This window comes from Serratia surfactantfaciens, assembly GCF_001642805.2.
Classification (GTDB): domain Bacteria; phylum Pseudomonadota; class Gammaproteobacteria; order Enterobacterales; family Enterobacteriaceae; genus Serratia; species Serratia surfactantfaciens.
This window is the reverse complement of the sequence record NZ_CP016948.1, coordinates 3,743,167-3,764,651: the sequence shown is the minus strand read 5'-3', so window position 1 is coordinate 3,764,651 and position 21,485 is coordinate 3,743,167. Positions and strand designations below refer to the sequence as shown.

The window sequence follows — 21,485 nt, the reverse complement described above, 5'->3', positions numbered from 1 at the left end:
GAGGGCGCAGCCTGGCTGCGCCCGGCAACGTCAGGCCTGAGGGAAGCGCTGTTGCAGTTGCTGCCGGCTCGGCGGATTGGCTGCGCCGAGGCTGGCCACCACGCAGGCGGCGACTCGGTTGGCCAAATCGACCGCCTGCGGCAGCGGCCAGCCGGCGGACAGGCCCGCCAGCAAACCGGCGCAGTGGGCATCGCCCGCGCCGATGGTATCGACCACGTCCACCGGATAGGCGGGAACGTGCAGCGGCGGCGTGCGGCCATCGCAGATCCATGCGCCGTCGCGATCCAGGCGGCAAATCAGCGTCAGATTACGCGCGGCGGCATAGCGCTGCGCGGCTTCCACGGCGTCACCGGCGCCGCACAGCGTGGCCACCTCGTCGCGGTTGAGCGTCAACAGGGTGTGGCTGTCGCTGAGCATGGCGAAGAAATCTTCGCTGAGCTGAGCGATGCGCGGGCCGGGATCGATCAGGCGCGGTTGGTCGAACGGCATACGCGTCAGCCACTCGCGCAGCGCCTCGCCGCTTTCGCCCGCCAGTTCGTAACCGCTGGCGTAGATCAGAGTGTGCTCCGCCAGCGGCAGCGTGGCCAGCTGCGCTTTATTCCACTGGCTTTCACAACCGGAAACCGTGATGAAGGTGCGTTCGCCGTTCGGTTCCACCAGCGCCAGGCACCAGCCGTTGTCCATCTGGCCGTGGCGCAACAGCACCTCCAGCCCGAGCTCGCCCATGGCGGCTTCGATCGCCGCGCCCCATTCGCCGTTGCCGACCGGCATGCCGTTGATCACCGGCGCCTCGAGGTGCACCAGCGCGCGCGCCACGTTGAACGCGCAGCCGCCGATTTGCCGCGCCTGCGGCTGGGCTTCGATATCTTCGCCGCTGGTCGGCAGGCGCGGCAGCGTCATCACCAGATCGCCGACCGCGCCCCCAATCACCAGGACAGGTGTTACAGCTTCCCACTCACTCATTGATGTTCTCTGCGTTGGGTCAGGTACAGACCGTAAGCGATCAGACTAACCGCAAACGACACAAACAGCCCCAGGCTGGAATCGGCGAACAAGCCTTTGGCCAGCGGGCCGTCGATAAAACCGGTTTTGGTGACCAGCAGGCCGCACAGGGCGCCGAGGAACCAGCAGAACAGCGGGGCTTTGCGCACGCCGCGGTTCTGGCCATGCAGGCCGTACAAAGCGTTGCCATCATACCCGTGGCGGCGGCGCAGGCACAGGTAATCGAGCAGGAAAATCGCCTCCCAGGCCGCCAGGAATACGCCGCAGAACACCAGGAAGGAGATGAACGGCCCCATAAAGTCGCCGGAGATGAACAGCACATACAGCGCGATGCCCAACACCACTACGGCGTCGATCGACACCGCCAACCACTGTTTGACCTGCACGCCGATGGTCAGCAGGTTAAGGCTGGCGGAATACAGGCTGAGCACCGCGATGGTGACGATGCCGGCGGTGGCGGCCAGCAGATAAGGAATGGCCATCCAGGCGGGCAACACCGAGCCAATCAGTGCGATGGGGTTGGCGGCGCTGGCCAGATCGGGCAACTGCACGGAAAGCAGGATGCCGGCCAGCATCAGCAGCATCAGCGGCAAGCAGGCACCGCCCATCACTGCGGCGAAAATGCTTTTGCTCGAGGAGTTCGGGCTTTGATAGCGGCTGTAATCGGCTCCGGCGATCGCCCAACTGATGCCGGTGCCGGCGGCGATCACCGAGACCGCAGGCAGGAAGCCGGTCAACCAACTGCCGGAAGGCAGCGCCAGCACCTGGCTCCACTCGGTATTGAACAGGATATACAGCACCACGATCAGCGTCATGGTGCCGAAGATGCGGCTGAACCAGCTTTGCATCCAGACCACGGTATTTTGCCCCAGCAGGCTGACAACGATAGTGAGCCCGCCGAACAGCAGCAGGCTGAGCGCGGTCAGCAGGTGGCTGGTTCCGAGCCCGAAGGCCTCGAACAGCGCCGCCAGCGTCAGGGTGCCGGTGATCACGTTGACCGCTTCCCAACCCATCAGATTGATCCAACTGAACAGGGTCGGCGCCACGTTGCCCTTCAGGCCGAAAATCACCCGCGAGAGCGTCAACGTAGAGGTGCGCCCGCGCTTGCCGGCGAAGCTGGTGAGGCCGACCAGCACGAAACTGGCGACGCCGACCAGTGCGGCGAGTACCGATTGCAGGAATGACAAGCCGAAGCCGACGATGATGGCGCCGTACACCACGCCGAGAATGCCGATATTGGCTGCCGACCAGATCCAAAACAGCTCGATGGGCTTACCGGTTTGCTCCGCGTCAGGCACCCGGTCGATACCGGTGCTCTCTACCTTCCATGCTTCATTGCGATTGATATCGGTCATAGCAAATGATCCCTGTTGCGCAGGGCCGCGAGGGCCGCCGCAGTTGACTGAAAATCGATTCCGTTGGCGCGGTTGACACTGGCTATCCCGCGGTCGGGACAGGTGTCGATACCGCGCAGTGTATAGCGGCTGATGCCGCCAGGTCTGTCAAAGTGAGGGCGATGCCCGTCTTTTCGGGTGAGGCACGTCGGCCGCACGGCGCCAATGAGTGTAGTCAAAGAGTGGGTCTGCAGCGGGGGGGCGAAGCGGGAACGTTTCTATATGCCGACATCGATCCGTGTCGCCCGCCGCAAAGGGATCCTGTGATATGGCTATGAGCAGTGAGCAAGCTATCCATTAGCTCCGTTGCTTATTATAGGGCGTTTATGCTGACAGTATATACCCGCTGCCGACCATCAAGGGTATCCTTTAGGCGCGGCAGCGGGTTTTTTATTGTTTTTAAAGTGGGTCCCTGGTGTTGGTGCGATTGATGTATCAACATCAATAAGCACAGATTACGCGCGATCTAGATCCAATGAAAGTCCATTGAGCAAAAATTGTGATGTCACTCTGAAAACATTAGCGATATTTTAGTTATGGTGAAGGGCTTTGTCGCCGAACCGGCGATAGGATAACGGCGAACCAGGGACAAATGGCGAGACAAGAGGGTTGGCGAATGACGGATTTTATGGCCTGGTTGCGTGAACATCTGGCGCAGGGAACGGCGGCGCCGCGCTATATTCAGCTGGCGACGGCGATAGAAACCGCGATCAGGCAGCAGGTGTTGGCGGCTGAGGCGTTTTTGCCGGCGGAACGGCAACTGGCTGAGGGCTTGACGCTGTCGCGCGTCACCGTCAGCAAAGCGATGAAACTGCTGGAGGAGAAGGGATTGATTTCGCGGCAGCAGGGCGTTGGCACCCGCGTGGCGATGCGTATCGGCTATTCCCTCGATAAGGACAGCGGCTTCACCGCGCAGGCGCTGCGTCACGGCAGCAGCGTCAGCAACTGCTGGCTGCTGCGTACACGGGTCGGCGCGCCGGCCAAGGCCGCGGCGGCGCTGGGGTTAACGGAAGGGGATGAGGTGGTCAAGCTGCGGCGTCTACGCTTGTTGAACGGCAGCCCGGTATCGCTGGAAACCACCTATATCCCGCCGCGCTTCCTGCCTGAGCCGGCGCAGCTGGAGCACTCGCTGTATGCGTTATGGCAATCGCGCGGCATCGTGCCTGAGGATAAACACTTTTTGCTGAAGGCGGTGTCCTGCAGCGACGAGGTCGCCGAACTGCTGAACGTGCCGTGCGGCGCACCGCTGTTGCATATCACTCAGACCAGCCGTAACGCCAAGGGGGAGGCGCTGGAGTTCAGCGATATTTTGTGCCGCAGCGACGTATATGAATTCGAAGTGAACGGTTAGCGAAATAACCATGCTCTTTTTGTCACTAGTGCGTATAATCGCCGCCCGGCGATTAATTAACCTGTAAAAAGAGCGGCAGAATGAGCACCACCAGCCTGATCCAACCCGATCGTGAACTGTTTTCCTATAAGCCCTATTGGGCCGAATGTTTTGGCACCGCGCCGTTTTTACCGATGACGCGGGCAGAGATGGATCAACTGGGCTGGGACAGCTGCGACGTGATCATCATCAGCGGCGACGCCTATGTCGATCACCCGAGCTTCGGCATGGCGATCATCGGCCGCATGCTGGAAGCGCAGGGCTTCCGCGTCGGCATCATCGCGCAGCCGGACTGGAGCAACAAAGAAGATTTCATGCGGCTGGGCAAACCGAACCTGTTCTTCGGCATCACCGCCGGCAACATGGACTCGATGATCAACCGCTACACCGCCGATCGCAAACTGCGCCATGACGACGCCTACACCGCCGGCAACGTCAGCGGCAAGCGCCCGGATCGCGCGACCCTGGTCTACAGCCAGCGCTGTAAAGAAGCATACAAAGACGTGCCGATCGTGCTGGGCGGCATCGAAGCCAGCCTGCGTCGCATCGCCCACTACGATTACTGGTCGGATACCGTGCGCCGCTCGGTGCTGGTGGATTCCAAGGCCGACATGCTGATCTACGGCAACGGCGAACGCCCGCTGGTGGAAGTGGCGCATCGCCTGGCCGCCGGCGAGAAGATCGGCGATATCCACGATATCCGCAATACTGCGGTGATGCGTAAAGAAGCGCTGCCGGGCTGGAGCGGCGTGGATTCCACCCGCCTCGACAAGCCGGGTCGCATTGAGCCTATCCCAAACCCGTACGGCGACGACCTGCCTTGCGCCGACGGCGCCAAGCCGGCAGAGCCGGAAGCCAAACCGATCACCGTGCGCGCCGCCAAGCCGAAGCCGTGGGAGAAGACCTACGTGCTGCTGCCGTCCTTCGAGAAAGTGAAGGGCGACAAGGTGCTGTATGCGCACACCTCGCGCATTTTGCACCATGAAACCAACCCGGGCTGCGCCCGCGCGCTGATGCAAAAGCACGGCGATCGCTATGTGTGGATCAACCCGCCGGCGATCCCGTTGACCACGCCGGAGATGGACAGTGTCTTCGCCCTGCCTTATCAGCGCGTGCCGCATCCGTCCTATGGTCAGGATCGCATTCCGGCCTACGACATGATCCGCTTCTCGGTGAACATCATGCGCGGCTGCTACGGCGGCTGTTCGTTCTGTTCGATCACCGAGCACGAAGGGCGCATCATCCAGAGCCGTTCAGAAGATTCGATCATTCGCGAAATTGAAGAGATCCGCGACAAGGTGCCGGGCTTTACCGGCGTGATCTCCGATCTGGGCGGCCCGACCGCCAACATGTATATGCTGCGCTGCACCAACCCGCGCGCCGAACAGACCTGCCGCCGCGCCTCGTGCGTGTATCCGGAGATCTGCACCTACATGGATACCAACCACGAGCCGACCATCAAGCTGTATCGCCGCGCGCGTTCGCTGGAGGGCATCAAGAAGATCCTGATCGCCTCCGGGGTGCGTTACGATCTGGCGGTGGAAGATCCGCGCTATATCAAAGAGCTGGCGACCCACCACGTCGGTGGCTACCTGAAGATCGCGCCGGAGCACACCGAAGAAGGCCCGCTGTCGAAAATGATGAAGCCGGGCATGGGCAGCTACGATCGCTTCAAACAGCTGTTTGATCACTACTCGAAGCAGGCGGGCAAAGAGCAGTACCTGATCCCGTACTTCATCTCTTCGCATCCGGGCACCCGTGATGAAGACATGGTGAACCTGGCGCTGTGGCTGAAGAAGAACCGTTTCCGCCTCGATCAGGTGCAGAACTTCTATCCATCGCCGATGGCCAACTCGACCACCATGTACTACAGCGGCAAAAACCCGCTGAGCAAGGTGGGGTACAAGAGCGAAGACGTGGTGGTGCCGCGCGGCGATCGCCAGCGTCGTCTGCATAAGGCGCTGCTGCGTTACCACGATCCGGCCAACTGGGCGCTGATCCGCACCGCGCTGGAAGAGATGGGGCTGAAGCACCTGATCGGCAGCCGTCGCGATTGCCTGGTGCCGGCGCCGAGCATCGATGAGCAGCGCGAAGCGAAACGTCTGCAGCGCCATACCCGTCCGGCGTTGACCAAACACACCGACATCAATCGGCAGCGCACGCCGTCCAACCGGCCGCCGCGCAAACCGATTCGCAAGGCCAAGCCGTAACGGCCAGGCTCACGCGCAAACAAAAAGGAGAACCCTCGGGTTCTCCTTTTTATTTACTTTGGTTCATCACAACCGTTCGTAAGCGGCTTCCACTTTCATCAAATGACGCGGCGCCTGCGGTGCGGGATGATATTTGCGCACGTGCCAGTTAAAGGCTTCCGGCGACAGGTTGTTAATCATCGCGATGGCCTGCTGACGGTTGCTGGAGAAGGTGCGCAGCAGTGCGCCGGTGCCGTTGACATAGGCGATGATGGTGGCGTAGCGCAGCGTGACGGGATTGGCGATCCCTTTAAGCTGTTGTTTTTGCAAGATGGCCAGATAGGCGGCGCCGAGATCGATATTGGTGTCAGGATCCCGCAGGTCATCGTCGTCCGGGCAGCCGCGTTTCCCTTTGTAGCGATAGGCGTCGCAGCCGGCGGTATCGGCTTTCAGCTGCATCAGGCCGATCGCATTGGACTTGCTGACGGCGGCGGGGTTGAAGCCGGACTCCACCTGGATCATGGCGGTGATCAGCTTGGCGTCCACGCCGTATTCGCTGGCGGCGTCTTTGATGGCGCCATCAAAGGCGTGGCGATCGTAGCTGACGCGCTGTTTCTTGCCGGCGCAGCCCGCCAGCACCAGCATGACGCAAAGCATGCCCAGCCGTGACCAGTGTGAGAAAGAGGGTTTCATGGTGCTCCGTGCTTGTCTGTTTTTTAACGGCGTTAACCGGCGGCCGGGGTCTCCGGCGTTGTCATCATAACGTCAGGCAATGGAAGGGAGCAATGCGCGGAAAGGAAAAGCCCTCCTCGGCGAAGAGGGCTTGGGGAGGGATTACAGGGTATCCGGATCCGGCCCGAGGCGGTTGCCGACGTCCAGTTTGGCGATCTCGCCCAGTTCGTCCTTATCGAGTTTGAAATCAAACACCTCGAAGTTTTCGCGAATGCGCGACGGCGTGACCGATTTCGGGATCACGATGAGGCCGCTGTCCAGGTGCCAGCGCACCACGATCTGCGCCGGCGTTTTCTCGTATTTTTCGGCCAGCGCCTTGATCAGCGGCTGGTCGAACACCCCTTCGCCGCCTTGCGCCAGCGGGCTCCAGGATTCGGTGGCGATGTGATGGGTGGCGTTCCAGGCGCGCAGCTGGCGCTGTTGCAGCAGCGGGTGCAGTTCGATCTGATTGACCACCGGCGCTACGTTGGTTTCATCCAGCAGGCGCTGCAGGTGCGGCGTATGGAAGTTGCACACGCCGATGCTTTTCACCAAGCCTTGATCGCGCAGCTTGATCAGTTCGCGCCAGGCGGAGACGTATTGATCCTGCTGCGGGCGCGGCCAGTGGATCAGATACAGATCCACATAGTCCAGCTTGAGTTTTTCCAGGCTGGTTTCCAGCGCCGCCAGCGGATCGCCCTGATCGTCGTTCCACAGCTTGGTGGTGATGAACAGGTCGCTGCGCGGCAGCGAGCTGGCCTGCAGCGCGGCGCCCACGCCTTCCTCGTTCTTGTAGATCGCGGCGGTATCGATGGAGCGGTAACCGATCTCCAGCGCTTTGCTCACCGCGCGGGTGGTCTCTTCAATACTCGCCTGCCAAACGCCGAGACCCAACTGCGGCATCAGATTACCATCGTGGAGTTTGATGATGGGTTGTTGCGTTGTCATGCGCTTCTCCTTGTGTACGGATTGCGGCGCCTGCGGCGCCGAAACGGCTATAGATAAATTCTAGTTGGCAAAATGGGCGGTTGCCGGGTTTGTCAGCCTAATTTCAGCGGTGACGGGAGGGCGACTTTCTCCCCGCTCTCCCTGCGAATGAGCGGTAAGACGGGTGGTACGAAACGATCGGCGGCGCATTGAGGCGCCCGGCGATCGGCCGGGCGCAGGATGCCAGACGGAGACTAAAGCCTAGCAAAAAATCGCCGTTTTGCGATCAACGAGCTGCTTCGTAAATGCGGCGGCTGACGTCCAGGGTGATGTCCTGGTGCTCGCCTAAGGCGGTCATGCCGTGCTGATGCAGCTTGTTGAGCAGCGCCGGAATGCTGCTGCCGTCGAGCCCATAATCCGCCATGCGGGTCGGCACGCCCATTTGTTCGAAGAAGGCGCGGGTGGCGGCGATGGCGCCGTCGATGCGGCTCTCTTCGCTGCCTTCGCGCAGGCCCCAGACGCGTTCAGCGTACTGCAGCAGTTTTTCGCGCTTCTGCGCTTTCTTCTCGTGCAGCAGCGCAGGCAGCACGATGGCCAGCGTTTGCGCATGGTCGAGATCGTGCATGGCGGTCAGCTCGTGGCCCAGCATGTGAGTCGCCCAGTCCTGCGGCACGCCGGCGCCGATCAGGCCGTTCAGCGCCATGGTGGCGCTCCACATCACGTTGGCGCGCACCGCATAGTTTTCCGGCTCGGCCAGCGCGCGCGGGCCGTCTTCCAGCAGGGTCAGCAGCAGGCCTTCGGCGAAACGATCCTGCACCTTGGCATCGACCGGGTAGGTCAAATACTGTTCCAGGGTGTGTACGAAGGCGTCGACCACGCCATTGGCTACCTGGCGCGGCGGCAGCGAGTAGGTCACCACCGGATCCAGCACGGCGAAGCGCGGCTGCACCAGCGGCGAGAAGAAGTGCTGCTTGTCGCCGCTGCTTTTACGAGTGATCACGGCACCGCTGTTGGATTCTGAACCGGTGGCCGGCAGTGTCAGCACGCAGCCCATCGGCACCGCGTCGGTGATGTGGCTGCCGACGGTTTGCAGAATGTGCCAGGCGTCGCTGCTGGCCGTATAGCGGGCGGCGGCGGCGATGAACTTGGTGCCGTCAACCACCGAACCGCCGCCGACCGCCAGCAGGAAATCGATGTTTTCCGCTTTCACCACCTCGACCGCTTTCATCAGCGTTTCGTAGGTCGGGTTAGGCTCGATGCCGGAGAACTCCCGCACGTCGCGGCCGGCCAGCGCGCTATGCACCTGATCCAACACGCCGTTTTTCTTTACGCTGCCGCCACCGTAGGTGATCAGGATGCGTGCGTCCGCCGGGATCTGGCCGGCCACGTCGGCAATTTGCTCCTTGCCGAACAGGATTTTGGTTGGGGTATGCAGAATGAAGTTTTGCATGGCTAATTTCTCTCTTTCTGTCAGGCGGGCGCCAAAGCGGCGCAAAGGTGTCTGGCCCGTATTGTCAGGAACCGGGCGGCAACGCACAATGCATATTCCTGTCTGGTTCTTGCCTATTCCTACAAGTAGATGTAGAAATAGAGAGTTTTAAATTATTATTTATGCCGAATCGTTCTGACTGTAAGAGGGTGTTTCCGTGATTGAAATCGATGCGCTGCGCGGCCGCATGGCGCGCCAGGCGATGGCTATCGCCAGCGGCAATGGCTACACGCCGTCGCCGGTGCCGCGGGTGAAGATTTTGTATGTCGATCGCCACAGTCCGCGTCAGCCGGTGATGTATGAACCGGGGATCGTCATCGTTTTTCAGGGGCACAAGGTCGGTTATTGCGGCAATAAGAAGTTCCAATACGATCCGCGCAACTACCTGCTGATGACGGTGCCGCTGCCGTTTGAATGCGAAACCTTCGCCAGCCCGGAACTGCCGCTGGTTGGGTTGGCGGTCAATATCGATACCCAAATGCTGCAGGACTTGCTGATCGACATCGGCGACGACGACTACCTGATGCAACCGCGCGCCCAGAGCAACGGGGTGAACCTGGCGGAAATGACGGAAGAGTTGCTGTGCGCCACCGAGCGTCTGCTGGACGTGATGGCCAATCCGCTCGACGCCCGGGTGCTGGGGCCGCAGATCGTACGGGAGATTCTCTACTATGTGCTGCGCGGCGCCTGCGGCGCCTCGCTGCAGGAACTGGTGAATCGCCATACCCACTTCAGCCAGATCGCCAAGGCGCTGCGGCGCATAGAAAATCAGTATGCTGACAATCTCAACGTCGAGCAGCTGGCCGGCGAAGTCAATATGAGCGTGTCGGCGTTCCATCACAACTTCAAGGCGGTGACCAACACTTCGCCGCTGCAGTATGTGAAGTCGTACCGGCTGCACAAGGCGCGCCTGCTGATGGTGCATGACGGCCTGAAGGCCAGCACCGCGGCGATCCGCGTCGGCTACGAAAGCGCGTCGCAGTTCAGCCGCGAGTTCAAACGGCTGTTCGGCATGACGCCGAGCGACGAAGTCGCCCGGCTGCGCGACGCCAACCCGCTGCTGTTGGAGGGGTGAGTCGCCGCCGGGCGGTGGGTTATGGAGTCAATACGATCTTGCCGAACGGCCCGCGATCGAGGTGATCCAACGCCTGGGGCAGTTGATCTAAGCGGTATACCTGATCGATCACCGGCTGCAGTTTAACGGCGTCCACGGCGCGCACCAGGTCTTCCAGCGCGCGGCGGTGGCCGACGCCGATGCCCTGAATCACTGCGGATTTCAATAGCAATGGGCCGGCGGGGGCGGAGATTTCGCTGCCTTCCAGGATGCCGATTACCGAGATACGTCCTCCCACCGCCACGGCGCGCACCGAGTTGCCGAGATTGGTGCCGCCCACGGTATCCACCACATGGTCGATGCCGCGATCCTGGGTCAGCTGATAGACCTTCTCCACCCAGTCGCCATGCAGACGATTGATGCCGTGGTCGGCGCCCAGCGCCTTGGCGCGCGCCAATTTTTCGTCGCTGCCGGAAGTGACGTACACCTCGGCACCCTGCGCTTTGGCGATCTGCAGCGCGAACAGCGCCACGCCGCCGGTGCCTTGTACCAATACCGAGTCGCCGGCGCGCAGTCTGCCTTGCTCCACCAGTGCGAACCAGGCGGTCAGCCCGGCGCACGGCAAGGTGCTGGCCTGGGCATCGTCCAGCGACGCCGGCGCCGCCACCAGCCAATCTTCATGCAGTATCACGTATTCCGCCAGCACGCCCTGATAAAAACCGCCGAGGGTGTGATAAGGCACCCGGCGCGCATCGCCGTAGGGTTTTTGCTCGCCGTCGAGCCAACCGGGGCTGAAGGTGGAAATGACGCGCGCGCCGGGCTGAAAGCGGCTGACGCCGGGACCGATGGCATCGACCTCGCCGGCCATGTCCGAGGCGGGAGTGAACGGCTGCGGCAGCGTGAGCCCCATGCCGCTTTCTATCATCAGTTTGTCACGGTAATTGAGTGAGATAGCCTTCACTTTCACTCTGATTTCGTGCGGTCCCGGCTGTGGGATGGCGCTTGCGCTCAGCTGCAGGTGCTCACGCCCCAGGGCGCTCATCGTCCAGCGTTGCATGGTGTTGGTCATGATGTTCTCCAAAGTCAGCGATTAACAGACCTGCCGATAATATCGTTGATAAAGGTTCGCCAGTGGCGATAAGATTTCCGCAGATTGTTTCTTTCAGAGCGACAAATCATGAGCGATCGGTTGAGCGGCATTTCGGTATTCGTTATCGCCGTGGAGGCGGGCAGTTTTGCAGTGGCGGCCAGCCGGCTGCATCTTTCGCGTTCGGCGGTCGGCAAAACCATCGCCCGGTTGGAGCAGCGGCTGGGGGTGCGGCTGTTTCATCGCACCACGCGCAGCCAGAGCCTGACCGACGACGGTGCGCTGTTCTACGAGCGTTGCCTGCGGGCGCTGGAGGAGATCCGCGGCGCAGAAACGCTGCTGGAGTCGGGAAAACGACAGGTCAGCGGCCGGCTGCGAGTGTCGATGCCGGTGCTGTTTGGCCGCATGTGCATTGCGCCGCTGCTGACCGAACTGACGCGCGAGCATCCTGGGTTGGAGTTGGAGCTGTCGTTCAGCGATCGGGTGGTGGACCTGATTGAGGACGGTTTCGATATGGCGATTCGCAACGGTACACTGGCCAACAGCAGCGGCTTGGTGGCGCGGCGTATCGGCGATCACCGCATGGCGCTGTGCGCCTCGCCGGCCTATCTGCAGCGTCGCGGCGAACCGCATAACATCGAGCAGTTGGCGCAGCATGAGGCGGTGACCTACATGCGCGCCGGCGCGCGGCGCAGCTGGCGGGTGCTGGACGAAGGCGGCAAGCCGCAGGAGGTGATGCCGAACAACCGGCTGCAGATGGACGACCTGCAGGCCATTGCGGATGCGGCGACGGCAGGATTCGGTATCGCCTGGCTGCCGTGCTGGCTGGTGCGTGAACAGCTGCTGAGCGGGGCGTTGGTGCGTTTGCTGCGCGATCGGCCGGGTGCGGCCTTTGAAGCGCATGCGGTATGGCTGCACACGCCCCATCTGCCGCTGAAGGTGCGGCTGGCGGTGGATACGCTGGTGAGCAAGTTGCCCCCCAGCCTGGCGCTGGTCGAAAAGGCGCTATAACGCGCCTGGCTTAAGACGAGGCGGCGCGCTTCTTGCGCCAGATCACCAACATGGCGCCCAATAAGCCGACAAACAGCAGCAGCAGCGGCAGCAACATCAAGCCGGTCATCACCTGACTTTCGTGGCGTTTCACCAGCGGGATTTGGCTGAAAGCGTAGCCGAGGCCCACCAGCGCACAGACCCAGATCGCCGCGCTCAGCCAGTTAAACACCTGAAAGCGCGAGCTATTGAGCCCGGAGATGCCGGCCATGGTTGGCAGCAGCGTGCGCACGAAACCGAGGAAGCGGCCGATCAGCAGCGCCGTCAGCCCATGGCGGTTGAACAGGCTGTGCGCGCGCTGGTGGTATTGCGCCGGCAACTGCAGCAGCCAGCCTTTTACCAGGCTGGTATGGCCCAGCCAGCGGCCCTGGATATAGCTCAGCCAGCAGCCGAGGCCGGCGGCGGCGGTCAAAATCAGCAGAGTGGGGGCAAAGCCCATCACGCCTTTGGCGATCAGCGCACCCGACAGCAGCAGCAGGCTGTCGCCGGGGAGGAAGGAGGCGGGCAGCAGTCCGTTTTCCAAAAACAGGGTGGTGAAAAGCACGGCGTAAACCACCCAAATCACGCTTGGATCGGCGAGGGCGACAAAGTCCTGCTGCCAAAGCGCATGAATAATCTCTCGTAATACATCCATTTTATGTCCTGTTGCATGCCGGTTGCGCCCGGGGTCACGTTCTCCAGGGTGCGGCGGTTACCGTATCTGACAGTTACCCGGTTAGTGTACCGCTAATAGCTTAAGCCGACATTAAACGAGACGAAGAAAATTACCGGAATCCGCCTTAGCGCACGCCGCTGAGGCGATCGAAACCGGCCGCCAGATCGGCGATCAGGTCTTCGACGTTCTCCAGGCCGATGTGTAAGCGCACCAGCGTGCCGGAGAAGTCGACGCCGCCCGCCGGGCGGATCGCTTCCAGTTCTTCCGGTTGGTTGGCCAGGATCAGCGACTCGAAGCCGCCCCAGGAGTAGGCCATGCTGAAGTGGCTGAAGTTGTCCAGGTAAGCGGCCAACTGCGTATCGTCCAGCCGTTCCTTCAGCACGAAAGAGAACAGCCCGTTGCAGCCGCTGAAGTCGCGGCGGTAGAACTCGTGGCCCTTGCAGCTCGGCAGGGCCGGATGATTGACCGTCGCCACCTCCGGCCGCGCGGCCAGCCAGTTGGCTACCTCGATGCTGCTGCGTTCGTGCTGTTTCAGCCGCACGCTCAGGGTGCGCAGGCCGCGGCTCGCCATGTAGGCGGTGTCGGCATCCACCATCTGCCCCATCAGATAGGAGTACTCGCGCAGTTGGTCCCAACAGCGCGCGTTGGCGACGGCGGTGCCGAGCATGTAATCGGAATGGCCGATCAGGTACTTGGTGCCGGCCTGAATAGAAATGTCGATGTCGAAATCCAGCGCCTTGAACAGCACGCCCGCCGCCCAGGTGTTGTCGATCATGATCACCACGTCCGGCGCCACGGCGCGAATGGCCTGCACCATGGCCGGGATATCCTGCACTTCCAGGGTGATGGAACCGGGGGACTCAAGGAACACCACGCGAGTATTGGGTTGGATCAGATTGGCGATGTCGGCGCCGATCAGCGGATCGAAATAGGTGGTGCTGACGTTCATGCGGCCGAGGATATGGGTGCAGAAATCTTGGGTCGGCTCGTACACCGAGCCTGTGACCAGCAGGTGATCGCCGGCGCCGACGAACGACAGGATCGCATTGGCCACCGCCGCCGCGCCGCAAGGGTACAGCACGCAGCCGGCACCGCCCTCAAGCTCCACCATCGCATCCTGCAGCGCAAAGTGGGTCAGGGTACCGCGTCGGCCATAAAACAGCTCGCCGTGGGCGCGCTGTGCGGTGGCGTGTTTTTTGGCGGCGACGGAGTCGAAGACCAGGGAAGAGGCGCGTTGCGTAACGGGATTGACGGAGCCCTGGGTGTAGCGTTTGCCGCGGCCGGCGCCGATCAGCGTGGTTTCGATGTGTTTTGACGTCATGGTACCTGGCTCACCTCTGGTTGCTCTGCACGTGCCCGTTTGCGATAGCCCTTACGTTAGCATGAGTTAATATAGCCATCCAGACGTTTTAACTTCTGGATATAGAAACGGCTATAATTGGCTGCCGGTCACGCATTTCTCGCGTCATCCTTCTGCCGAGTGGGAAGAGAGAAGCCCATTCCTCGGCTGAGGCGCCGTTCGGCAGCGTGGTCTTGTTGCACCGTTGTGGGATAAAAGTAACGAAATCGCCCTATAAAAGGGGCTTTTAGCGCTGAACGGACGCGGATTGGCACTTTGCGGCAAGGCTGTCTAAAATTTTCTCGTTTATTTGGTAAATAATAATGAGAACTACTATCAATCCCCGGTTGGTTTGATATGATCGCACGCTGAATTATTCCTTAATTTTGATCGGTAATGGGTGGAGGCACAGCGTGAAAACGGCTGGCAAGAATTTAAATCAAGGATCGTTCGGTCAGGGCCGGGCGCAGTGGGGCAAGGCCTTTGGCCGCAGCCTGATGGCTTCTATGGTGCTGGTCGTGGGGCTGGCCGGCAGCGCGCAGGCCGCGCCGGCGACCAACCCGGCCGTTACCGAAAGCGTTGCGCCGAGCACCGCGCCTGCGCCGGCAGCCGCTGCGCCTGAGAGCATCACGCCGGTGAACCCGGCACCAACGATCCAACCACCGGAAACTCGCGGCATGGACCTGTCCGTCTGGGGCATGTATCAGCACGCCGACGCGGTGGTGAAAGCGGTGATGATCGGCCTGGTGTTGGCCTCGATCGTGACCTGGACCATTCTATTCTCCAAGGGCAGCGAACTGCTGCGCGCCAAGCGCCGTCTGCGCCGCGAACAGCTGACGCTGGCCGAAGCGCGTTCTCTGGATGAAGCCTCCGAACTGGCGCAAAACTTCTCACCGGAGAGCGTCAGCGCGGTATTGCTGAACGACGCGCAAAATGAGCTGGAGCTGTCTGCGGAATCCAACGACAACAACGGCATCAAAGAGCGCACCGGTTTCCGCCTCGAGCGCCGCGTAGCGGCCTACAGCCGCAACATGGGCCGCGGCAACGGTTTCCTGGCCACCATCGGCGCCATCTCGCCGTTCGTCGGTCTGTTCGGTACCGTGTGGGGCATCATGAACAGCTTCATCGGCATCGCCCATTCGCAGACCACCAACCTGGCGGTCGTGGCGCCGGGCATCGCGGAAGCGCTGTTGGCGACCGCACTAGGTCTGGTCGCGGCTATCCCTGCCGTCGTTATCTACAACATCTTCGCTCGCGTCATCAGCGGCCATCGCGCCCAGGTGGGCGACGTAGCGGCACAGGTCTTGCTGCTGCAGGGCCGTGATTTGGATCTGGCCGCGACGGCGGAAGCCAAGCGCTCACAGCACGCACACCAACTGCGGGCGGGGTGAGTCATGGCGATGCGCTTAAATGAAGATCTGGACGACAGCGGCGAACTGCATGAAATCAACGTAACGCCGTTTATCGACGTCATGTTGGTGCTGTTGATCATCTTTATGGTGGCCGCGCCGCTGGCAACGGTAGATATCCGCGTCGATCTGCCGGCCTCCTCCGCCAAGCCGCAGCCGCGGCCGGAGAAACCGGTGTTCCTGTCGGTGAAGGCCGACAAGCAGCTCTACGTCGGCGATCAGCCGGTGAATGCCGATCAGCTGACTTCGGTGCTGGATCAACGCACTCAGGCGAACAAAGAAACCACCATCTTCTTCCAGGCGGACAAGAGCGTGGACTATGAAACGCTGATGAGCGTGATGGACACTCTGCGTAAAGCCGGCTACCTGAAAGTGGGGCTGGTGGGCATGGAAGGCGCCGCCAAATAGCGGGCTGATGAAACAGAAAAGGGCGCTTCGGCGCCCTTTTTTACTGGTTCAGAGATATCACTCTCCGGCCAACAAAGCCCGGGAACCGGCATGGCGCCAGCGGATACGGCCCGGCAGATAAAGCGCGTTCTGTTCCAGCGGCCGCTCGTCGATCAGTGCGGTGACTTGGTCGAAGCTATATTGCGCCAACGCCCGGCAGTCCTGTGCGACGGTGTCGATCTTCAGCGTCATGCAGTCGAACAGGTAGTGATCGTCGAAGCTGCACAGGTGGATGTCGCTCTCCATCAGCTGATGTTGAGTCAGATAACGCAATACCCCTTCCAACAGGCCGCAGGCGGCGGTAAACAGCGCTTTGGGCGGCCGCCCCAACTGTGCGCAAAGCTGAGCGAACATCTCGTAACCTGAGCTGGGATGATAGTTGCCGTTGATGATCCATTCCGGTTTGCACGTTATGCCGGCGCGCTGCAGGCCAAGCTGGAAACCGGCCAGCCGATCGCGGGTCGGCGAAATGCGCGGCTGCCCGCCGAGAAAATAGATCTCGTCCGGATGTTGGCGCGCGACCTTTTCCACCAGGTCGGCGGTCGAGTTGACCGAATCGGTGATCACCAGCGGCAGTTCGGAACCGGCGATCAGACGATCCATCTGCACCACCGGCAGCCCGGCGTTGATCTTCTGGTATTCGGCATCGTTCAACTGGCTGGAGGCGACGATCAAGCCGTCCACCTGCCGCTGCACCAGACTGTTCACCGCCATCATTTCCTGCGCTGGGTTTTCATCGGTGCAGGCGATCAACAGCTGCAGCCCGGCTTCGCGGCATAGCGTTTCCAGCTCGCGCGAAATCACCGCAAAACCGTAGTTGGTCATCTCCGGTACGACCAACCCCAGCGTGTGGCTGCGGTTGGAGCGCAAAGAGCGGGCGTGGATGCTGGGCTGATAATGGTGTTCGTGCGCCAGCGCCAGAATGCGATCGCGGGTGTCGTCGGACACCCGGTATTCCTTGCTGCGGCCGTTCAGCACCAGGCTGGCGGTCGATTTCGACACCCCGGCCAGCGTGGCGATGTCACTGATGGTAATGCGTTTATTTTTTTTCACTGACGCCATCTGAAGTCATCGGAGGATGCGTCATTCTAGCATGCATGGCGTCAGCGGCCAGTATTCCAACGCCAGCGGCGCGCTCCCGCACAGCCGCAGTTGCGGCTCACCAGCCGGGAAGTAGCGTGCGCTCATCACCGCCTCGCCATGATTGATGAAAATCTCCACGCTGGAACGATCGAACAGCAGTTGCAGATGCGTGACCGGGCCGCGCCAGTAACGGTGCTCCGGCCGGCCGTCGGCCAGGGAAGCTCGCGTCAGCTGCAGCCTTTCGCCGTCCCAGTTCAGCGTCATCGCGTCGCCAAAGGTTGCGTTGAACGGGCCCTGTGGCGTTAATTGCAGCTCTGCCGCGCCCAGTGCGTAGACGGGGGCGTCATCGGCGCGCCCCTGCCAGCATGTTGGTTCGCCGCGCAGCTGTTGCAGCTCGCGTGCCGGGCGCTGGTGGAGGCGGCCATGCTGCAGCAACAGCTCGCGCGGGCAGGTCATGGTGTGGAGCCAGCCGTAAAGGCGCGTCGGATGGGCTTCTTCATCTTGTTCGGGTACGCCCATCCAGCCGAACATCAGGCGGCGACCATCTTCCGCCAGCGTTGTCTGCGGCGCATAAAACTCGAAGCCGGCGTCCAGTTCGCGAAATTCGCCGTGACGGAAGGCTGCCTGCTGGTAATCCAGCTTGCCGAGCAGATAACCGGCCTGATAGCGATTGAGGTAACGTTCCGGCTGCGGCGTCAGTCCCTGCGGGCAGCAGATCAACACCTCGTCACCGTCCAACGAGAACAGATCCGGGCACTCCCACATGTAGCCGAATTCACTCAGACCGTTCAGGCCGGAACCGGCGATTTCTCCCAGCGCTTGCCAGTCGCGCAGATCGCTGGAACGACATAGCAGCACCTTACCGCGATCCTGCAAGTCACGTGCGCCGAGCACCATGTACCAGTCATTTTGATGACGCCACACTTTCGGATCGCGTACGTGACCGCTGTAGCCCTCCGGCAGCGGCAGCACCGGCCCGAGTTTGCGATATTCGCCCCGCTCGCTTTCCTGAGCCAGGCATTGGTAGGCGGTGCGTGAGCCGTCTGGGAATTTCACGTTGCCAGTGTAGATCAGCGTGATTTTGTCTTCCGCCACCACGGCCGAGCCGGAGTAACAGCCGTGGCTGTCGTAACAGGCGCCGGGCGCCAGGGCGATCGGCTGGTGCTCCCAATGCAGTAAATCGGCTGACTGCCAGTGTCCCCAGCATTTGTTGCGGTGATCGCAACCCAGCGGATTCCACTGATAAAACAGATGATAAATGCCGTTGTGCTGGATAAAGCCGTTGGGATCGTTCAGCAGGCCAACGCTGGGTGCCAGATGCCAGTCCGGTCGGTGCGGATCGCGCCGCGCGAGCGGCTGGCCGTTCATTAACGCCCGCATTGCCTGCTTGATTAAGCTGAGTTCTTCCATCATTGCGCGTCCGTTTTGTATTTCAGCAATAGGGAGAGGACAAAGGCGCTGCCAAAGGCGATCGCCAGACCAATGATATAGCTGACCAGAGAACTGGCCTGCACGATCGCCATGCCGGGGATCGCCGTCAGCCCGACCGCGTTCATGCCGACATGGTTGGCCACCACCCAGGCACCGCCGAGCGCTCCGCCCGCCAGCGCCGCCAGAAACGGTTTCACGAAGCGCAGGTTGATGCCAAACAGCGCCGCCTCGGTGATGCCGAGCATGGCGGAAAAGGCCGAAGGTACCGCAATAGCTTTGATTTTGGCGTCGCGGGTTTTGAAATAAACCGCCAGACAGGCGCCGCCCTGAGCGATGTTGGCCATCGACCAGATCGGCAGCAGGAAGTTGACGCCGATATTGGGGTTGCCGAGCAGCCCGGCCTCTACCGCGTGGAAACTGTGGTGGATGCCGGTGATGACGATAGCGGAATAGAGACCGCCGAACAGCAGCCCGGCGAACCACCCCGCATGGACAATCAGCGTGCTGAGCACGAAGGAGATGCCGTCGCCCAGCGCCCGACCGGCGGGGCCGATAAACAGCAGGGCGACAAAGCCTGAGATGACCACCGTCAGGAACGGCGTCAGGATCAGATCGAGCGCGTTGGGGATCACCTTGCGCAGGCGTTTTTCCAACAGGCTCATGAACCATACCGTCAGCAGCACCGGGAACACGGTGCCCTGATAGCCGATCATGGCGATTTCCAGACCGAAGAGGTTCATGGTGTGGAACCCTCCGGCGACGCCCCAGGCGTTGGTCAACGCCGGATGTGTCAAAATGCCGCCGAGCGTGGCGCCCAGATAAGGGTTGCCGCCGAATTCGCGTGCGGCGGTGAAACCGATCAGAATCGGCAGGATAATGAACGCCGCCGAGCTGAACATATCCAGCATGATGAACAACGCACTGTCGGCATCGGCCCAGCCGTAGGTTTTCACCATGCCGAGCAGCCCCATTAACAGACCGGAAGCGACGATCGCCGGGATGATTGGCACGAAGATGTTCGACAGCAGGCGGGCGATGCGCTGCAGCGGGTTGAGTTTTTTCGCCGCGATATCGGCGGCTTCGGCCTTGCTGGATTCGCTGACGCCTGCCGCCTTGATGAATTCCGCATGCACCTTGTTGACCAGCCCGGTGCCGAAGATCACCTGGATCTGGCCAGCGTTGCTGAAGCAGCCTTTGACGCCGTCCAGTTTGCCGATGGCCTCTTTGTCCACCTTGCTGTCGTCCACCAGCACCAGGCGTAAGCGCGTGGCGCAGTGGGCGGCGCTGGCGATGTTCTCTTTACCGCCGAGCAGCGGCAACAGCGCGTTGGCGGTTGCGGTAATGTCCATGTTGTCCCCTTGCTAAATTAAAATGTCGCCGTGCAGTTTGCGGCGCAATTCCGTGAATCGGTGTCAGAAGAAATACTTGAATCTGGCGCGCACGCCGTAACGCTGGTCGTTGTCGCCGTTGGCGATCTTGTTCTCGGCGTTGGCTTCCAGCAGCGAAACATAGGCGCCTAAATACACATTGAAATTCTTCATATTCATAATATTAGGTATCTGATACGACGCATGAACGGTGTGGATGTCGTAGTTGCCCGGCTCGCTGAGCGGATTGTGGATATCGGCGGCGATCCCGGCGGTATTGAACTCTTGGATGTTGTTATGGGCATAGATATAACCCAGTTCGAAGCGCCGCCACAGCACGTTAACGCCAGCGGTAAAGTCTTGCTCGCCTGACGCATCCAGATAGGCGGTGCTCAGGTTGGCCACCATGCCGTTATCCGGATCGGCCGCGTTGGTGTTCCAGCTCATGGTCATGCCGTAGCCGTTGCGCTTCGATTGATCGACGAAGCGGCCCTGGCTGTCCTGATAGCCGTAGGCATTATTCACCACGTTGCTTTCCATCGCCGCCGCGATGCTGAAGGCATCTTTCTTCCAGGCGATCACCGGGCGCAAATAGGCGACGTTTTTCTTATTGTCCAGCGCATTGCCGTGGTAGCTGCTGTCCTGGAACAGCGAAGTGCCGTCTTCCACCAGCGTGTTCAGTTCGAAATAGACATCCCCGGCGTATTTGCTCAACATCAGGTTCCCGCCGCTGCTGCTGCGGCCACGGCCTTCTTTCATCATATAGATATAGCCAAAGCCGTCAGCGTACAGATCGTTGGCGGTATTGCCGGAGTATTGAATGAAGGTGTCCTGATTCAGCGGGAACATGTCGTAGGCTTCGAAGCGGCCGATTTTGGTTTGCCAGTTCTTTTCATTGCCGAAGAAGAAAGCTGCGTCGTCCAGGTTCATTTTGCCGGTCATGTCCGCCAGCGGCTGGACGCTGAAGCCGGAAAAGTTGCCGCCCGGATTGCGGCGATAGCCGTCCAGCCCCACCAGAATGCGGCCGTTGATATCCCAGCGCTCTTTGTTGCCGGGTTTCCAATCCTTGTGATCGCTGCCTTTCAACGACGTCAACTGGCCGCTGCGGCTGGCGCCGTCCAGATTGAACTCCACGTCGCCGTACAGCTTCAGATCGTTGAAGCCGTTCAGTTTCAGCGCGCCGGTCGAGGGAGATTGCGTTTCCGGCGCGGCGGCACGTTGCGCGACCTGAGCGGTTTGCCTTTCGGTGTTGGCGGTGCGCTGTTCCAGCTGTTGCGCCCGACGTTCAGCCGCCGTGGCGCGGGTTTCTGCCTGTGTGGCGCGCCGTTCCGCCTGCGCCAGACGTTGCTCCAGCGCGTTGAGACGCGCCTCGATACTGTTGCCGCTCGAGGCCGCTGCGTTGGAAGCGGAGAGGAAAAGCCCTGTTGTTATCGCCAAATAGCTGAGTTTTTTCATCATCGT

General features: G+C 61.1%; 18 protein-coding genes. 6 read left to right on the top strand and 12 right to left on the bottom strand.

What is annotated here, in order from left to right; translation table 11 throughout:
- Positions 1-30: 30 nt before the first annotated feature.
- Together ATE40_RS17650 and ATE40_RS17645 are read right to left on the bottom strand one after the other, a co-directional pair.
- Positions 31-963 carry a PfkB family carbohydrate kinase gene (locus ATE40_RS17650; RefSeq protein WP_025160101.1) on the bottom strand — a complete coding sequence of 311 codons (933 nt, stop codon included), beginning with the start codon at positions 961-963 and terminating at the stop codon, positions 31-33.
- A complete protein-coding gene (locus ATE40_RS17645; protein WP_019453052.1) occupies positions 960-2,357 on the bottom strand; it encodes a purine-cytosine permease family protein in 1,398 nt (465 codons plus the stop codon). The genes ATE40_RS17650 and ATE40_RS17645 overlap by 4 nt, the downstream gene beginning before the upstream one ends.
- 655 nt (positions 2,358-3,012) lie before the next feature.
- Here ATE40_RS17645 and ATE40_RS17640 point away from each other — a divergent pair.
- Both ATE40_RS17640 and ATE40_RS17635 read left to right on the top strand, forming a co-directional pair.
- Entirely contained in the window at positions 3,013-3,747 is a 735-nt protein-coding gene (locus tag ATE40_RS17640) for a GntR family transcriptional regulator (protein WP_063918733.1), read from the top strand.
- 80 nt (positions 3,748-3,827) lie between these two features.
- On the top strand, positions 3,828-5,996 hold the full coding sequence (locus ATE40_RS17635; protein ID WP_019453050.1) for a YgiQ family radical SAM protein: 2,169 nt from the start codon (positions 3,828-3,830) through the stop codon (positions 5,994-5,996).
- A gap of 66 nt (positions 5,997-6,062) precedes the next feature.
- On the opposite strand, the gene ATE40_RS17630 is transcribed toward ATE40_RS17635, so the two are convergent.
- The 3 genes from ATE40_RS17630 to yqhD form a co-directional block, all read right to left on the bottom strand.
- Positions 6,063-6,668 (bottom strand): transglycosylase SLT domain-containing protein, encoded by a 606-nt coding sequence (locus tag ATE40_RS17630; RefSeq protein ID WP_025160100.1) that lies wholly within the window; start codon positions 6,666-6,668, stop codon positions 6,063-6,065.
- A gap of 141 nt (positions 6,669-6,809) precedes the next feature.
- Positions 6,810-7,634 (bottom strand): 2,5-didehydrogluconate reductase DkgA, encoded by an 825-nt coding sequence (gene dkgA, locus ATE40_RS17625; RefSeq protein ID WP_019453048.1) that lies wholly within the window; start codon positions 7,632-7,634, stop codon positions 6,810-6,812.
- A gap of 265 nt (positions 7,635-7,899) precedes the next feature.
- Positions 7,900-9,063, bottom strand: coding sequence for an alcohol dehydrogenase (yqhD, locus tag ATE40_RS17620; RefSeq protein WP_063918734.1), 1,164 nt, complete (start codon positions 9,061-9,063; stop codon positions 7,900-7,902).
- A 226-nt stretch (positions 9,064-9,289) separates the two neighbouring features.
- Here yqhD and ATE40_RS17615 point away from each other — a divergent pair, with 226 nt between their 5' ends.
- Positions 9,290-10,177 (top strand): AraC family transcriptional regulator, encoded by an 888-nt coding sequence (locus ATE40_RS17615; protein WP_232094201.1) that lies wholly within the window; start codon positions 9,290-9,292, stop codon positions 10,175-10,177.
- Between the two features lie 19 nt (positions 10,178-10,196).
- Here ATE40_RS17615 and ATE40_RS17610 read toward each other — a convergent pair whose 3' ends face one another.
- Positions 10,197-11,225 (bottom strand): zinc-dependent alcohol dehydrogenase family protein, encoded by a 1,029-nt coding sequence (locus tag ATE40_RS17610; RefSeq protein WP_063918735.1) that lies wholly within the window; start codon positions 11,223-11,225, stop codon positions 10,197-10,199.
- 108 nt (positions 11,226-11,333) lie between these two features.
- Here ATE40_RS17610 and ATE40_RS17605 point away from each other — a divergent pair, with 108 nt between their 5' ends.
- Positions 11,334-12,254 (top strand): LysR family transcriptional regulator, encoded by a 921-nt coding sequence (locus tag ATE40_RS17605; protein WP_063918736.1) that lies wholly within the window; start codon positions 11,334-11,336, stop codon positions 12,252-12,254.
- 10 nt (positions 12,255-12,264) lie between these two features.
- Here the strand turns inward: ATE40_RS17605 and ATE40_RS17600 are convergent, their stop codons facing one another.
- Together ATE40_RS17600 and metC are read right to left on the bottom strand one after the other, a co-directional pair.
- Positions 12,265-12,927, bottom strand: a complete 663-nt coding sequence (locus ATE40_RS17600; protein ID WP_019453043.1) for a DedA family protein — start codon at positions 12,925-12,927, stop codon at positions 12,265-12,267.
- A gap of 145 nt (positions 12,928-13,072) precedes the next feature.
- On the bottom strand, positions 13,073-14,269 hold the full coding sequence (gene metC, locus ATE40_RS17595) for a cystathionine beta-lyase (protein ID WP_019453042.1): 1,197 nt from the start codon (positions 14,267-14,269) through the stop codon (positions 13,073-13,075).
- A gap of 431 nt (positions 14,270-14,700) precedes the next feature.
- Here metC and exbB point away from each other — a divergent pair, with 431 nt between their 5' ends.
- A complete protein-coding gene (gene exbB / locus ATE40_RS17590) occupies positions 14,701-15,678 on the top strand; it encodes a tol-pal system-associated acyl-CoA thioesterase (protein WP_019453041.1) in 978 nt (325 codons plus the stop codon).
- 3 nt (positions 15,679-15,681) lie between these two features.
- Positions 15,682-16,104, top strand: coding sequence for a TonB system transport protein ExbD (gene exbD / locus ATE40_RS17585; RefSeq protein WP_004937307.1), 423 nt, complete (start codon positions 15,682-15,684; stop codon positions 16,102-16,104).
- Positions 16,105-16,161: 57 nt separating this feature from the next.
- Here the strand turns inward: exbD and ATE40_RS17580 are convergent, their stop codons facing one another.
- From ATE40_RS17580 to ATE40_RS17565, 4 genes are all read right to left on the bottom strand, one after another.
- On the bottom strand, positions 16,162-17,205 hold the full coding sequence (locus ATE40_RS17580; protein ID WP_063918737.1) for a LacI family DNA-binding transcriptional regulator: 1,044 nt from the start codon (positions 17,203-17,205) through the stop codon (positions 16,162-16,164).
- Between the two features lie 21 nt (positions 17,206-17,226).
- Complete coding sequence (locus tag ATE40_RS17575) at positions 17,227-18,636, bottom strand: sucrose-6-phosphate hydrolase (RefSeq protein WP_063918738.1); 1,410 nt, start codon at positions 18,634-18,636, stop codon at positions 17,227-17,229.
- A complete protein-coding gene (locus ATE40_RS17570) occupies positions 18,636-20,006 on the bottom strand; it encodes a sucrose-specific PTS transporter subunit IIBC (RefSeq protein ID WP_063918739.1) in 1,371 nt (456 codons plus the stop codon). Before ATE40_RS17570 ends, ATE40_RS17575 begins: the two co-directional genes overlap by 1 nt.
- A gap of 63 nt (positions 20,007-20,069) precedes the next feature.
- Complete coding sequence (locus tag ATE40_RS17565) at positions 20,070-21,479, bottom strand: carbohydrate porin (RefSeq protein ID WP_063918755.1); 1,410 nt, start codon at positions 21,477-21,479, stop codon at positions 20,070-20,072.
- Positions 21,480-21,485 lie beyond the last annotated feature (6 nt).